Annotated in this window: 12 protein-coding genes and 1 tRNA gene; 10 read left to right on the top strand and 3 right to left on the bottom strand. The window is 67.0% G+C overall.

Going from position 1 to position 14758, the window contains the following annotated elements; all coding sequences use genetic code 11:
* Positions 1-1076 precede the first annotated feature (1076 nt).
* Positions 1077-2015 carry a LysR family transcriptional regulator gene (locus tag ABB55_RS04005; protein WP_054357662.1) on the bottom strand — a complete coding sequence of 313 codons (939 nt, stop codon included), beginning with the start codon at positions 2013-2015 and terminating at the stop codon, positions 1077-1079.
* A 132-nt stretch (positions 2016-2147) separates the two neighbouring features.
* Between ABB55_RS04005 and ABB55_RS04000 the strand changes: the two genes are divergently transcribed.
* Positions 2148-3332, top strand: a complete 1185-nt coding sequence (locus ABB55_RS04000) for an acyl-CoA dehydrogenase family protein (protein WP_054357661.1) — start codon at positions 2148-2150, stop codon at positions 3330-3332.
* A gap of 64 nt (positions 3333-3396) precedes the next feature.
* On the opposite strand, the gene ABB55_RS03995 is transcribed toward ABB55_RS04000, so the two are convergent.
* Both ABB55_RS03995 and ABB55_RS03990 read right to left on the bottom strand, forming a co-directional pair.
* A complete protein-coding gene (locus tag ABB55_RS03995; protein ID WP_054357660.1) occupies positions 3397-4233 on the bottom strand; it encodes an alpha/beta fold hydrolase in 837 nt (278 codons plus the stop codon).
* Positions 4226-4636, bottom strand: coding sequence for a hypothetical protein (locus ABB55_RS03990; protein WP_054357659.1), 411 nt, complete (start codon positions 4634-4636; stop codon positions 4226-4228). Before ABB55_RS03990 ends, ABB55_RS03995 begins: the two co-directional genes overlap by 8 nt.
* 242 nt (positions 4637-4878) lie before the next feature.
* Between ABB55_RS03990 and tuf the strand changes: the two genes are divergently transcribed.
* From tuf to rpoB, 9 genes are all read left to right on the top strand, one after another.
* On the top strand, positions 4879-6036 hold the full coding sequence (gene tuf, locus ABB55_RS03985) for an elongation factor Tu (RefSeq protein ID WP_054357658.1): 1158 nt from the start codon (positions 4879-4881) through the stop codon (positions 6034-6036).
* A 216-nt stretch (positions 6037-6252) separates the two neighbouring features.
* Positions 6253-6328: transfer RNA gene (locus ABB55_RS03980), tRNA-Trp, on the top strand.
* A gap of 122 nt (positions 6329-6450) precedes the next feature.
* Complete coding sequence (gene secE, locus ABB55_RS03975; RefSeq protein ID WP_054357657.1) at positions 6451-6648, top strand: preprotein translocase subunit SecE; 198 nt, start codon at positions 6451-6453, stop codon at positions 6646-6648.
* A 23-nt stretch (positions 6649-6671) separates the two neighbouring features.
* Positions 6672-7202: a transcription termination/antitermination protein NusG gene (gene nusG / locus ABB55_RS03970; protein WP_054357656.1), complete on the top strand. Its 531-nt coding sequence runs from the start codon at positions 6672-6674 to the stop codon at positions 7200-7202.
* Positions 7203-7734: 532 nt separating this feature from the next.
* A complete protein-coding gene (gene rplK, locus ABB55_RS03965; protein ID WP_054357655.1) occupies positions 7735-8181 on the top strand; it encodes a 50S ribosomal protein L11 in 447 nt (148 codons plus the stop codon).
* 4 nt (positions 8182-8185) lie between these two features.
* Positions 8186-8893 (top strand): 50S ribosomal protein L1, encoded by a 708-nt coding sequence (gene rplA / locus ABB55_RS03960; protein ID WP_054357654.1) that lies wholly within the window; start codon positions 8186-8188, stop codon positions 8891-8893.
* A gap of 386 nt (positions 8894-9279) precedes the next feature.
* On the top strand, positions 9280-9798 hold the full coding sequence (gene rplJ, locus ABB55_RS03955; RefSeq protein ID WP_054357653.1) for a 50S ribosomal protein L10: 519 nt from the start codon (positions 9280-9282) through the stop codon (positions 9796-9798).
* Between the two features lie 98 nt (positions 9799-9896).
* On the top strand, positions 9897-10274 hold the full coding sequence (rplL, locus tag ABB55_RS03950; RefSeq protein WP_054357652.1) for a 50S ribosomal protein L7/L12: 378 nt from the start codon (positions 9897-9899) through the stop codon (positions 10272-10274).
* Positions 10275-10534: 260 nt separating this feature from the next.
* Positions 10535-14668 (top strand): DNA-directed RNA polymerase subunit beta, encoded by a 4134-nt coding sequence (gene rpoB / locus ABB55_RS03945; protein WP_054357651.1) that lies wholly within the window; start codon positions 10535-10537, stop codon positions 14666-14668.
* Positions 14669-14758 lie beyond the last annotated feature (90 nt).

Raw genomic sequence — 14758 nt, 5'->3', positions numbered from 1 at the left:
AACGGATCCCCGGCCGGAGCGCGAGCGGAGAGCCGGGGCCTACTCTGCCGGCGACGGGCCGCCGCGCCGGGCTTCGGAACGCGGTTCTGATGCGGCTGCGGGGCGAGTAGGTCCCGGATCGGCGGCCCTACGGGCCTTGTCCGGGATTGCGGTTTGGGGCAGGGGGCCTCGCACGATGGCCGGGCGCTCCGGCGAGGCCGGCGATCCCGATGCGGTCGGAGCCACAGCCCGGGTCGGAGCCACTGCTGCGGTCTGAGCCACAGCCAGGGGCGGCCCTCGATCTCCCAACGGATCCCCGGCCGGAGCGCCAGCGGAGAGCCGGGGCCTACTCTGCCGTCGACTTGCCGCTGTGCTCGGCTTCTGAACGCGATCTTGATGCGGCTCGGAGGCGAGTAGGTCCCGGATCGGCGGCCCTTCGGGCCTTGTCCGGGATTGCGGTTTGGGGGGGCAGGGAGCCACGCACGATGGCCGGGTTCCCCGGCGTGGCCGGCGACCCCGATGCGGTCTCAGCCTCTACTGCGGTCGGCGCCACAGCCTGGGTCGGAGCCGCTGCCAGGGTCGGCGCTCGATTTCGCAACGGATCCCCGGCCGGAGCGCGAGCGGAGAGCCGGGGCCTACTCTGCCGTCGACAGGCCGCTGTGCTCGGCTTCCGAACGCAATCTTGATGCGGCTGCGAGGCGAGTAGGTCCCGGATCGGCCGCCCTACGGGCCTTGTCCGGGATTGCGGTTTGGGGCAGGGGCGCCTCGCACGATGGCCGGGCGACCCGGCGAGGCCGGCGACCCCGATGCGGTCTCAGCCACTGCTGCGGTCAGCGCCACAGCCAGGGTCGGCCCACCATCTCCCAACGGATCCCCGGCCGGAGCGCGAGCGGAGAGCCGGGGCCTACTCTGGTGTCGACAGGTCGCCGCGCCCGGTTTCTGACCGCGATCTTGATGCGGCTGCGGGGCGAGTAGGTCCCGGATCGGCGGCCCTTCGGGCCTTGTCCGGGATTGCGGTTTTGGAGGTGGTCACCGGTTCTGCCACAGCCAGGGTCGGCGCGAGCCGTCAAGCGCCCTGGCCTTCGGGACGGTCCCGCTCAACCGTCCGGGCGGTTGGATTTCGGCATCCAGATGCCGTCGTGGACCAGGTCGCGGACCAGTTGGGTGACGGTGCGGGCGAGGGCGCGGGTGGTCTGGGTCATCGGGCGCTGGGTCGATGTGGCGAGCACCAATTGGCGCGCCAGGCGCGGCTCGACGATCGGGGTGACGACGAGCTGGCCGGCGGCGACCTGGCGGTGGACGCCGGCATAGGGCAGCACCGTATAGCCGAGCCCCTCCTCGACGAGGCCGAGACAGGCCTGGAAGCTGTCGATCTCGTATTCGACGTTGAGCTCGACCTGATGCGCCGCAAGGAGATTTTCCAGGAGCACGCGCAGGCCGTGCGGATGGGACGGCAGGATCATCGGCAGTCCGGCGAGGTCCTTGCCGGTGACCGGGCCGGCGCGCAGGGCGGCCGGCGTCGTCGGCGGGCCGATCAGCAGCAGTTCTTCCTCGATCAGCGGCTGGGTCAGCAGGGTCGAGGTCTTCGGCGCGTTGTAGAGCACGGCGACATCGATGCGGCCGGTCGAGAGCCATTCGAGCACATGGCCGCTATAGCCCTCCTGCACCTTCAGGCGGACGCGCGGCAGTTCCTTGCGGAAGCGCTGGATCAGCGGCACGGTCAGCACCGCCCCGGCGGTCGGCGGCAGGCCGATCACGATCTTGCCGGACGGGTCGCCGCGCATCTGGTCGATCTCGGCGGCAGCCAGCCGGGCCGTGTCGAGGATGGTCCGGGCGCGCGCCACGAAGGCGGTGCCGGCCTCGGTCAAGACGATGCCGCGGCCGTTGCGATAGAGCAGCTCGATGCCGAGTTCCTCTTCCAGGCTGCGGATCTGGCGCGACAGGACCGGCTGCGCCGCCGCCAGCATCACGGCCGCCTTGGAGAAGCTGCCGAGATCGGCCACGGCCAGAAAATATTTGAGCTGCTTCATCTCCATGGTCGGAGCCGCCTCCCAGCGTTGCCGCGCCTTATCGTTCGAATATATCAGCTAGCGCGGCGCGACAGCTTATCGGGCGTCCGGGTCCGGTTACCATGCAGTCCGAACCCATCGGCCATGCAACGGACGAGGATGGACGTGCTCGACACCCCGACTTCAACGCCCCAGGATTCGCTGCGCGACCACATCCGCGATGCCGTGAAAGCCCTGTGCGCGCGCTTTCCCGGTGCCTACTGGCGCGAGGTCGACGGCGAACGACGATATCCCGGCGAGTTCGTCGCCGCCATGACCGAAGCGGGCTATCTCTCGGCCTTGATCCCCGAGGCGTTCGGCGGCTCGGGCCTCGGCGTCACCGAGGCGGCGACGATCCTCGAGACGGTCCACGGCATGGGCTGCAACGGCGCCGCCTGCCACGCGCAGATGTATGTCATGGGCATCATCCTGCGCCACGGCAATGCCGAGCAGAAGCAGCGCTGGCTGCCGGCCATCGCGCGCGGCGACCTGCGCCTGCAGGCCTTCGGCGTGACCGAGCCGACCGCCGGCACCGACACGACCTCGATCGCCACCACGGCGGTGCGCCGGGGCGACCGCTACGTCGTCAACGGCCAGAAGATCTGGACCTCGCGCGCCGAGCATTCCGACCTGATGGTGCTCTTGGTGCGCACCACGCCGCAGGCCGAGGTCAGGAAGCGGTCGGAGGGACTGTCGATCCTGGTCGTCGACATGCGCGAGGCGGTCGGCCGCGGCATGACCATCCGGCCGATCCGGACCATGATGAACCACGCCACCACGGAGGTCTTCTTCGAAAACCTTGAGGTGCCGGCCGATCATCTGATCGGCGAGGAGGGGCGCGGCTTCAAATATGTGCTCGACGGGATGAATGCCGAGCGCCTGCTGATCGCCGCGGAGTGCATCGGCGACGCCACCTGGTTCATCGACAAGGCCTCCGCCTACGCCTCGGAGCGCGTCGTGTTCGGCCGGCCGATCGGCCAGAACCAGGGCGTCCAGTTCCCGATCGCGCGCGCCTATGCGGAGATGTCGGCGGCCCGGCTGATGGTCTACGAGGGCGCGCGGCGCTACGATGCCGGCGAGCCCTGCGGCAAGGAGGCCAACATGGCCAAGCTGCTCGCCTCGGAGGCCGCCTGGCATGCCGCCGAGGCCTGCCTGCAGAGCCATGGCGGCTTCGGCTTCGCCGAGGAATATGACGTGGAGCGCAAGTTCCGCGAGACCCGGCTCTATCAGGTCGCGCCGATCTCCACCAACCTGATCCTCGCCTATATCGGCGAACACGTCCTCGGCATGCCGCGCAGCTATTGAGCCGGCCCCGCCCGCCGCCGCGGCCGCTTTGTCCGGCGCGCGACGGCGGCGGGCGGGCGCGGCCTCAGAGCATCTGCTTCAGGGCTTCCAGCAGATAGGGCCGGAAGTCGCGATAGTTCTCGATCATCGGGAAGTGGCCCATGCCCTTCATGATGGTCAGCGAGGCGCCGGGGATCGCGGCGGCCGCCTGCTCGGTCTGTTCGGGCGTGCAGCTGTAGTCGTATTCGCCGGTCAGCAGCGCGACGCGGCAGCGGGCGGTGTCGATCGTCTTGATGTCCTCGCGCGCGTCCCAGTCGAGGCTGTAATAGTGCACGTCGCCCTGGTACACGCCGGGGCCGGATTGCGAATAGTACCACCAGTTCTCGCGCCGGCTGGCCTCCGGCGAGGTCGGTGCGTTGAGGCCGTAGGTATAGCTGGCGCAGAGTTCGCCGCCATGGATCGCCGGATGGTGCAGCAGCTCGTTGTAGCGGCCGGGCGCATAGGCGGCGCTTTCCAGGCCGACGATGCCGGTCAGCTCGTCCTGGTAGTCGGCCGCGACCTTGAGCACGATCGCCCCGCCCATCGAGCAGCCGAGCACCACCGGCCGGTCCAGTCCGAGCGCCTGCCAGACGGCCCGGATGGTCGCCAGATAGCCGGCCGTGGTCAGCCGGTAGCGGGTCAGCCACCAGTCGTCCGGCGGGTTGGAGCGGCCGTGCCAGGGCATGTCGAAGGCGATCACCCGGAAGCGCTCGGTCACCCAGGCGTCGTTCAGGAGGTGGCGGTACTGACGGCTGTCGGCACCGGCCGTGTGCAGGCAGAGCAGCGGCAGGCCCTGGCCGGCCTCCTCCAGGAAGATGCGGTGGTCGACGCCGTCGATCGCGACCGTCAGGTAGCGCCCGGCAATGGGTTCGAAATCAGGCATCGGGCGCCCCCGTCTCGCGCATGATGTTCATCATCCGGTGCAGCGCCCGGGCATTCTGCATGGCGGCGAGGCTGTCGCCCTCCAGCACGAAGGCCGGCACCCGCATCAGCATGGCGAAGAAGTCGTGGTAGAGCGGCGGCGGGTTGGGCGACAGGAACTTCGCCCAGACCTCGACGGGGGCGCGGAAGCCGAAGGTCGCGCGCACGTCGAATCGCGGTGCGGCGACGATCTCCGCGATCCGGCCCTCGACCACCTTCACCGCATGGCGGTTCTCGCCGAAGGTGAGCATGAAGGTCGCGGTGAACCAGCGACCGATGATGCCGAGTTCGCGGTCGGCATTCACGCGCGACCGGTATCGCTCCATCCAGTCCGGGCCCGGATAGGGGCCGGCTTCTGCCGACATGGCGCTTTCCTCCCGATTTTCTTGCAGGACAGGACGGACGCTAGCGCCGCCGCCGCGGCAATTCGACCGATAACAGGTATTCCGGGCGCGACAGCGGCCCGACCCCGGTTGCCCGCTTCGCCGCCGCCGCGCTTCCGAACGCCGCCGACGCGGAAAAGGTCTTGAATGCGGGCGCGAAACCCACTAAGCGACTGCCCGGTTCGTTTCCGGCCCGGCCGGACCCCGTGTAGGACAGGACGACGATGGCCAAAGAGAAATTCAACCGCGACAAGCCGCACTGCAACATCGGGACGATCGGTCACGTCGACCACGGCAAGACGTCGCTGACGGCCGCGATCACGAAGGTGCTCGCTGAGACGGGCGGCGCGACGTTCAAGGCCTACGATCAGATCGACGCGGCGCCGGAAGAGAAGGCGCGCGGGATCACGATCAACACGGCGCATGTCGAGTATCAGACGCAGAACCGTCACTACGCCCACGTCGACTGCCCCGGTCACGCCGACTACGTGAAGAACATGATCACGGGCGCGGCGCAGATGGACGGCGCGATCCTGGTCGTGTCGGCGGCCGACGGCCCGATGCCGCAGACGCGCGAGCACATCCTGCTCGCCCGCCAGGTCGGCGTTCCGGCGATCGTGGTGTTCCTGAACAAGTGCGACATGGTCGACGACGCCGAGCTCCTGTCGAGCTACGGCTTCCCGGGCGACGACATTCCGATCGTGAAGGGCTCTGCGACCGAGGCGCTGAACAACGGCGACGCGAAGCTCGGCCATGACGCGATCCTGGAGCTGATGCGCAACGTCGATGCGTACATTCCGCAGCCGGAGCGTCCGGTCGACCTGCCGTTCCTGATGCCGGTCGAGGACGTGTTCACGATCTCGGGCCGCGGCACGGTTGTGACGGGTCGCGTCGAGCGCGGCATCGTGAAGGTCGGCGAGGAAGTCGAGATCGTCGGCATCCGCCCGACGCGCAAGACGACCTGCACGGGCGTCGAGATGTTCCGCAAGCTGCTCGACCAGGGCCAGGCCGGCGACAATATCGGCGCGCTGCTGCGCGGCATCGAGCGCAAGGACGTGGAGCGCGGCCAGGTGCTGTGCAAGCCGGGTTCGGTGACGCCGCACACCAAGTTCGAGGCCGAGGCCTATATCCTGACCAAGGAAGAGGGTGGCCGTCACACGCCGTTCTTCTCGAACTACCGCCCGCAGTTCTACTTCCGCACGACGGACGTGACCGGCGTCTGCCAGCTGCCGGAAGGCACCGAGATGGTGATGCCGGGCGACAACGTGAAGCTCGTCGTCGAGCTGATCGTGCCGATCGCCATGGAGGAGAAGCTCCGCTTCGCCATCCGTGAAGGCGGCCGCACGGTTGGAGCAGGGGTGGTCGCCAAGATCATCGCCTGATCTTGGCGAACGGCCCGTCGCGGACAACCGCGACGGATGGCGGTGCCGGCGTCGTCGCCAAGATCATCGCCTGACAAAGGCGAACCGCCTGTCCCCGATCGGAAAATTGTTCGGTCGGAGGGGCAGACGCGGTGGAAAAACGGCATCGGGGGCTTTCGCTTCCGGCGCCGGGATGGTAGCCAAGGCCACGGCCCAATGGCTACGCTGATGGACTACAGGGGTATAGCTCAGTTGGTAGAGCGGCGGTCTCCAAAACCGCAGGTCGCGGGTTCGAGCCCTGCTGCCCCTGCCATCAACTTGCAGAAGATGCATGATTCACTCTTGTGGTCGGCGTCGGAACGCATTAGGTAGACGGTTCCTTTCAGGGCGTGTGGGGGTGGTCGCCTCTACGCGCCCGCCTGTCGTGAGCGGCGGATGGCCAAGACGAATCCTTTCATGTTTCTGCAGCAGGTCCGCGACGAGGTTGCCAAGGTCACTTGGCCAACCCGTAACGAGACCGCCATCACCACCGTCATGGTGTTCGTGATGGCGACGATCGCGGCCATCTTCTTTCTCGTCGCCGATCAGGTGATGGGATGGGCCGTCAGTTTGATTCTCGGCCTCGGCCGTTGAGCGACGCGAGACCGAGCACCGTCATGGCCAAGCGCTGGTACATCGTCCACGCCTATTCGAACTTCGAGAACAAGGTCGCCGAATCGATCCGGGAGCGTGCGCAGCAGCAGCAGCTGTCGCATCTCTTCGAGCAGATTCTGGTTCCGACCGAGAAGGTCGTCGAGGTCAGGCGCGGTCGCAAGGTCGATGCCGAGCGCAAGTTCTTCCCCGGCTACGTGCTGGTGAAGATGGATCTGACCGATCAGGCCTTCCACCTGATCAAGAACACCCCGAAGGTGACCGGCTTCCTCGGCTCCGACAACAAGCCGATGCCGATCACCGAATTGGAGGCGATGCGCATCCTGCAGCAGGTGCAGGAAGGCGTGGAGCGCCCGAAGCCGTCGATCTCCTTCGAGGTCGGCGAGCAGGTGCGCGTCTCCGACGGCCCCTTCGCCTCCTTCAACGGCGTCGTCGAAGAGGTCGACGAGGAGCGCGCGCGCCTCAAGGTGGCGGTCTCGATCTTCGGCCGCGCGACGCCGGTCGATCTGGAATACGGCCAGGTCGAGAAGGTTTGACCGGTCGCCGGCCCGTCCTGCCGGTCGCGTCTTCGGGATGCGGCCGGATGTCGGGGCGACCAGAGTGCTCGTGAGTGTCAGCGTCCGTCGGACCGGTCGAGCAGGGCTCCTCCGGCGCGGACGCGATCGGAATTTGACCGCTGCGCAGAGGCGTCCGACGCCGGCGGAACGGTCCGATCGGAACCGATCGCCGTTCGGGGAGGACCCGACGGGACCGGTTCCGGGAGCCCGCGGAGATGGCCCGCGGGTTCGAACGGATCGGGACGGCTCGGAAGAGCGGGACCGGTCCGGGTTCGCGGCGAAGGGGCGGCCCAACTCGGCCGTCTTCGCGGGGAACCGGGAACGTCGATGGCGGCCGCGTTCGGACCCTTGGGGTTTCGGGGCACGGCACGGCATCAACCCGGCGGACGCCTTCGGGCGGACGGCGGGGGCGGGGGGTCGAACGGTCGTCGCCGGACCGTGAAGCCGAACCGCCACTCCGACGCCGCACGGACTTCCGGTCCGGGGCGGCACCACCGAAGGAGAGAGTGAAATGGCGAAAAAGGTCCAGGGCTACATCAAGCTCCAGGTACCGGCCGGCGCGGCCAACCCGTCGCCGCCGATCGGTCCCGCGCTCGGTCAGCGCGGTCTGAACATCATGATGTTCTGCAAGGAATTCAACGCGAAGACCCAGGAGATGGAGAAGGGCACCCCGTGCCCTGTCAAGATCACCTACTTCACGGACAAGAGCTTCACCTTCGAGATCAAGACGCCCCCGACGGCGTATTTCATCAAGAAGGCGGCCAAGCTCGAGACGAAGAAGAAGCCGGGCAGCGGGTCGAAGACCCCGGGCCGCACCTTCGTCGGCGAGATCGACAAGACTCAGGTCAAGGAGATCGCCGAAAAGAAGATGAAGGACATGAACGCGAACGACATCGAAGCGGCCATGCGAATGGTCGAAGGGTCGGCCGCGGCCATGGGCATCCGGGTGGTGGGGTGAGACCATGAGCAAGCTTCCGAAGCGCATTGCCAAGTCCCGCGAGGGCATCTCCCGCACTAAGCTCTATCGCCTCGACGAGGCCGTGAAGCTGGTCAAGGACCGCGCCAGCGCGAAGTTCGACGAGACCGTCGAGATCGCGATGAATCTCGGCGTCGATCCCCGCCATGCCGACCAGATGGTCCGCGGCGTCTGCAATCTGCCGAACGGCACCGGCCGTACCGTGCGGGTCGCGGTCTTCGCCAAGGGCGCCAAGGCCGATGAGGCCCGCGCCGCCGGTGCCGACATCGTCGGCGCCGAAGATCTGGTCGAGCGCATCAATGGCGGCACGATCGACTTCGATCGCTGCATCGCCACCCCGGACATGATGCCGCTGGTCGGCCGCCTCGGTAAGGTGCTCGGCCCGCGCGGGCTGATGCCGAACCCGAAGGTCGGCACCGTCACCATGGACGTGACCAAGGCCGTCAACGACGCCAAGGGCGGCGCCGTCGAGTTCCGCGCCGAGAAGGCGGGCATCGTGCATGCCGGCATCGGCAAGGCCTCGTTCACCGAGGGCGCGCTGCTCGAGAACATCCGCGCCTTCGCGGATGCGGTCAGCAAGGCCAAGCCGACGGGCGCCAAGGGGACCTATCTCCAGCGCGTCTCGATCTCCTCGACCATGGGCCCCGGCGTCAAGATCGACCCGGCGAGCCTGTCGGTCGCGGCGAACGGCTGAGTGCGGACCGGCGCCTCCGAGGAGGTGCCGTCCCAGACGATTTCCCGGTCGGTCCGCTCGCGGATCGGTCGGGACGAGCCGGACCGGACGGGCGGGTTTCCGCCTCCCGGTCCGACCTGTCCGAGACTGCAGGTGCCGGTTCGCCGGCCTAATCCCTACCGCCGGGTGCGATCCGAGGGGGCCTGCATGAGACGGGGAAGAGCAGTTTCTCCGGAGCCGTCGCGCTCCGGCGGATCGGTTCGGACCGTTGGTCCTCGAGCCCGCGGAAGCGGGGGAGAGGGGGCAGGAAGTGAGCGGGCTTCCGTATCGGCCGCAAGGCCTGTCCGGGCGCCCATTTGCAACCCGCCCTCGGGATCCTCTCGAGGGCATACGAGAACGAGGCAGTCGTGGATAGAGCGGCAAAGCGCGAACTCGTTTCGACCCTGAGCGTCCAGTTCAAGAACACTGGATCCGTGGTCGTTGCGGGCTATCAGGGACTGACGGTGGCCGAGATGAATGCCCTCCGGGGCAAGGTCCGGGCCGCCGGCGGAACCGTCAAAGTCGCGAAGAACCGCCTTGCCAAGCTGGCTCTTCAAGGCACTGAACTCGAGCCCATCGCCGGCCTCTTCAAGGGGCCGACCGTGATCGTGCAGGCGACCGACCCGGTCGCCGGCCCGAAGGTGGCGGTCGAGTTCGCCAAGACCAACGACAAGTTCGTCATCCTCGGCGGCGGCATGGGCAAGCAGGCCCTGAACCCCGACGGGGTCAAGGCGCTGGCAGCCCTGCCGTCGCTGGACGAACTCCGGGCAAAGCTCGCGGGCATCATCAATCAGCCCGCCACCAAGCTCGCGTCGGTCATCGCCGCACCGAGCGGAGCTCTTGCCCGCGTCATCAAGGCGAATGCCGAGAAGGACCAGGCCGCGTGAGGCCGGAATGCCCGGTTCGCCGCCGCGGCGCCTGATGGCGCCGGCTGCGGACCGGACCCGAACCGAAATCCGAATTGTCATTCTGAAGGACACTGAAAATGGCTGACCTGTCGAAGATCGTCGACGATCTCTCCGCCCTCACCATCCTCGAGGCCGCCGAGCTCGTGAAGCTCCTCGAAGACAAGTGGGGCGTCTCCGCCGCCGCTCCGGTGGCGGTTGCCGCCGCTGCCGGCCCGGCCGTCGCCGCCGCCCCGGTCGAGGAGAAGACCGAGTTCACCGTCGTCCTCACCGACGCCGGCGCGAACAAGATCAACGTCATCAAGGAAGTCCGTGCGATCACCGCGCTCGGCCTGAAGGAAGCCAAGGACCTGGTCGAGGGCGCTCCGAAGCCGGTCAAGGAAGGCATCTCGAAGGACGAAGCCGAGAAGCTCAAGAAGCAGCTCGAGGGCGCCGGCGCCAAGGTCGAACTCAAGTAATCCTGTTGCCGGGGCTTTCGGGCTCTCGTGCAATCCAATGCCGCGTGCCGGGGCCGACTTCGTCGGCTCCGGCCGTGTCGCCGAAGGGGGTCGGTTCCGACCTTCCTCCGGCCCAGTGAACGGAATCAATCGGTTGAAGGCTTCTGTTGAAGTTTTCGACAAATGCAGGGCGCCTTCGGCGACCATCCCGAGAGCCAGACCGCCGCGGCGGCGGATGCGGTTCTCCGGATTGCCGTCGGATACCCGAGCGAGGAGCGACAATGGTCCAGACGTTCAACGGTCGCAGACGTGTCCGCAAGTTCTTCGGTTCGATCCGCGAGGTCGCGGAGATGCCGAACCTCATCGAGGTGCAGAAGGCGTCCTACGACCAGTTCCTGCAGATCGACGAGCCGAAGGGCGGGCGGGCCGACGAAGGCCTCCAGTCGGTCTTCAAGTCCGTCTTCCCGATCTCGGACTTCCAGAATCGCGCGCTCCTCGAATTCGTCCGCTTCGAATTCGAGCTGCCGAAGTATGACGTCGACGAGTGCCGCCAGCGCGGCATGACCTTTGCCGCGCCGCTCAAGGTGACGCTGCGGCTGATCGTGTTCGATGTCGACGAGGATACCGGCGCCCGCTCCGTCAAGGACATCAAGGAGCAGGATGTCTACATGGGCGACATGCCGCTCATGACCGACAACGGCACCTTCATCGTCAACGGCACCGAGCGCGTGATCGTCTCGCAGATGCACCGCTCGCCGGGCGTCTTCTTCGATCACGACAAGGGCAAGACCCATTCGTCGGGCAAGCTCCTGTTCGCCGCCCGCATCATCCCGTATCGCGGCTCCTGGCTCGACATCGAGTTCGACGCCAAGGACATCGTCTATGCGCGCATCGACCGGCGCCGCAAGATTCCCGTGTCGTCGCTGCTGTTCGCCCTCGGTCTCGACGGCGAAGAGATCCTCGACACCTTCTATTCGAAGCTCAGCTACATCCGGGTCGGCAAGTCGTGGCGCACGCCCTACGACCCGAACCGCATGCGCGGCTACAAGGCGACCCAGGACCTGATCGACGCCGACACCGGCGAGGTCGTCCTGGAGGCCGGCAAGAAGCTGACCGCCCGCCAGGCCCGCATCCTGATGGAGAAGGGCCTCAAGGCGCTCAAGGTCTCGGACGAGGACGTGATCGGCCAGTATCTGGCCGAGGACGTCGTCGACGCCTCGACCGGCGTGATCCAGGCCGAAGCCGGCCAGGAGATCACCGAGAAGCTGCTCAAGCAGCTGCTCGAATTCGGCTATGAGGAACTGACCGTCCTCGACATCGACCACGTCAACACCGGCGCCTATATCCGCAACACGCTGGCGGTCGACAAGAACGAGACCCGCGAGGACGCGCTGTTCGACATCTACCGCGTGATGCGCCCCGGCGAGCCGCCGACGGTCGACACCGCGGAGGCGATGTTCCATTCGCTGTTCTTCGACGCCGAGCGCTACGACCTGTCGGCCGTCGGCCGCGTCAAGATGAACATGCGCCTGGACCTCGACGCCGAGGACACCGTGCGCGTGCTGCGCAAGGCCGACATCCTGGCGGTCATCAAGACCCTGGTCGACCTGCGCGACGGCAAGGGCGAGATCGACGACATCGACAATCTCGGCAATCGCCGGGTGCGTTCGGTCGGCGAGCTGATGGAGAACCAGTACCGCGTCGGCCTGCTGCGCATGGAGCGGGCGATCAAGGAGCGCATGAGCTCGGTCGAGATCGAGACCGTCATGCCGCAGGACCTGATCAACGCCAAGCCGGCGGCCGCGGCGGTGCGCGAGTTCTTCGGCTCCTCGCAGCTGTCGCAGTTCATGGACCAGACCAACCCGCTCTCCGAGATCACGCACAAGCGGCGTCTCTCGGCGCTCGGCCCGGGCGGTCTGACCCGCGAGCGCGCCGGCTTCGAGGTGCGCGACGTGCACCCGACCCATTACGGCCGCATCTGCCCGATCGAAACGCCGGAAGGCCCGAATATCGGTCTGATCAACTCGCTGGCGACCTTCGCCCGGGTCAACAAGTACGGCTTCATCGAGGCGCCCTACCGCAAGGTCAAGGACGGTAAGGTGACCGAGGAGGTGCAGTATTTCTCCGCGATGGAGGAATCCAAGCACTATGTCGCCCAGTCCAACGCCAAGATGGACAAGGACAACCGGCTGACCGAGGAACTGATCGTCTGCCGGCATGCCGGCGAAGTGATGATGGTTCCGGTCGATCGCGTCGACTACATGGACGTGTCGCCGAAGCAGCTGGTCTCGGTCGCCGCGGCGCTGATCCCGTTCCTTGAGAACGACGACGCCAACCGCGCGCTGATGGGCTCCAACATGCAGCGCCAGGCGGTGCCGCTGGTCCGCGCCGAGGCCCCCTTCGTGGGCACCGGCATGGAGGCGGTCGTCGCCCGCGATTCCGGCGCCGCCATCGCGTCGAAGCGGTCGGGCATCGTCGACCAGGTCGACGCCACCCGTATCGTGATCCGCGCGACCTCCGATCTCGATCCGTCGAAGTCGGGCGTCGACATCTACCGGCTGATGAAGTTCCAGCGCTCGAACCAGAACACCTGCATCAACCAGCGCCCGCTGGTCAGCGTGGGTGACGTGATCGAGAAGGGCGACATCATCGCCGACGGCCCGTCGACCGATCTCGGCGATCTCGCCCTCGGCCGGAACGTGCTGGTCGCGTTCATGCCGTGGAACGGCTACAACTTCGAGGACTCGATCCTGCTCTCCGAGCGGATCGTGCGCGACGACGTGTTCACGTCGATCCACATCGAAGAGTTCGAGGTGATGGCCCGCGACACCAAGCTCGGGCCGGAAGAGATCACGCGCGACATCCCGAACGTCTCGGAAGAAGCGCTGAAGAACCTCGACGAAGCCGGCATCGTCTATATCGGCGCCGAAGTCCGCGCCGGCGACATCCTGGTCGGCAAGATCACGCCGAAGGGCGAAAGCCCGATGACGCCGGAGGAGAAGCTCCTGCGCGCCATCTTCGGCGAGAAGGCCTCCGACGTCCGCGACACCTCGCTGCGCGTGCCCCCGGGTGTGCAGGGCACGGTCGTCGAGGTGCGCGTGTTCAACCGGCACGGCGTCGAAAAGGACGAACGTGCCATGGCGATCGAGCGCGAGGAGATCGAGCGTCTCGCCAAGGACCGCGACGACGAGCAGGCGATCCTGGACCGCAACGTCTACGGCCGTCTGAACGAGATGCTGACCGGCAAGGTCGCCATCGCCGGTCCGAAGGGCTACAAGAAGGATCAGACCGTCAATCAGGAGCTCCTTGAGGAGTATCCGCGCTCGCAGTGGTGGCAGTTCGCCGTCGCCGACGAGAAGCTGATGGGCGAGATCGAGGCGCTCCGGAACCAGTATGACGAGAGCCGCAAGCGCCTCGAGCAGCGCTTCATCGACAAGGTGGAGAAGCTGCAGCGCGGCGACGAGCTGCCCCCCGGCGTGATGAAGATGGTCAAGGTCTTCGTCGCGGTGAAGCGCAAGATCCAGCCGGGCGACAAGATGGCCGGCCGGCACGGCAACAAGGGTGTCGTGTCGCGCATCGTGCCGCTCGAGGACATGCCCTATCTGGAAGACGGCCAGAACGTTGACATCGTGCTCAATCCGCTCGGCGTGCCGAGCCGCATGAATGTCGGGCAGATTCTGGAGACGCATCTGGGCTGGGCCTGCGCCGGCATGGGCAAGCAGATCGGCAAGCTGCTCGACGCCTACAAGAAGAACGGCGAGCTGGCGCCGCTGAAGTCGACCATCGTCGACATCTACGGTGCCAACATCAAGGGCGAGCAGCCCTCCGAATACGACGACGCCTCGGTCGTCCGCCTGGCCGAACAGGTCAAGCGCGGCGTCTCGATCGCGACGCCGGTGTTCGACGGCGCCAAGGAGCACGACATCGAATCGGCTCTCGGCAAGGCCGGTCTGGCCCTGTCGGGTCAGATGACGCTGTATGACGGCCGCACCGGCGATCCCTTCGATCGCAAGGTCACGGTCGGCTACATCTACATGCTGAAGCTGCATCACCTGGTCGACGACAAGATCCACGCCCGGTCGATCGGTCCCTACTCGCTCGTCACCCAGCAGCCGCTGGGCGGCAAGGCGCAGTTCGGCGGTCAGCGCTTCGGCGAAATGGAAGTCTGGGCGCTGGAGGCCTATGGCGCGGCCTACACCCTGCAGGAGATGCTCACCGTCAAGTCGGACGACGTGGCCGGCCGCACCAAGGTCTACGAGGCCATCGTGCGCGGCGACGACACCTTCGAGGCAGGCATCCCGGAGAGCTTCAACGTGCTCGTCAAGGAAATGCGCTCGCTCGGCCTCAACGTCGAGCTGGTCAACGCCAAGGGGCGGCCGGATGACGGCCCGCTCAAGATCGACGCCGCCGAGTGAGGCGCCGGTCTCGGGGATGAGGTGAGCGCGGCGGCCCGGCTGCCGCGCTGCCGCCGCGGTTCCGCCTCACCCGGTCTGTATGTGTTTGGC

This window comes from Prosthecodimorpha hirschii (assembly GCF_001305515.1).
GTDB lineage: Bacteria > Pseudomonadota > Alphaproteobacteria > Rhizobiales > Ancalomicrobiaceae > Prosthecodimorpha > Prosthecodimorpha hirschii.
Note: the sequence above shows the minus strand (reverse complement) of the source record. Positions and strands in the feature narration are given on the sequence as shown.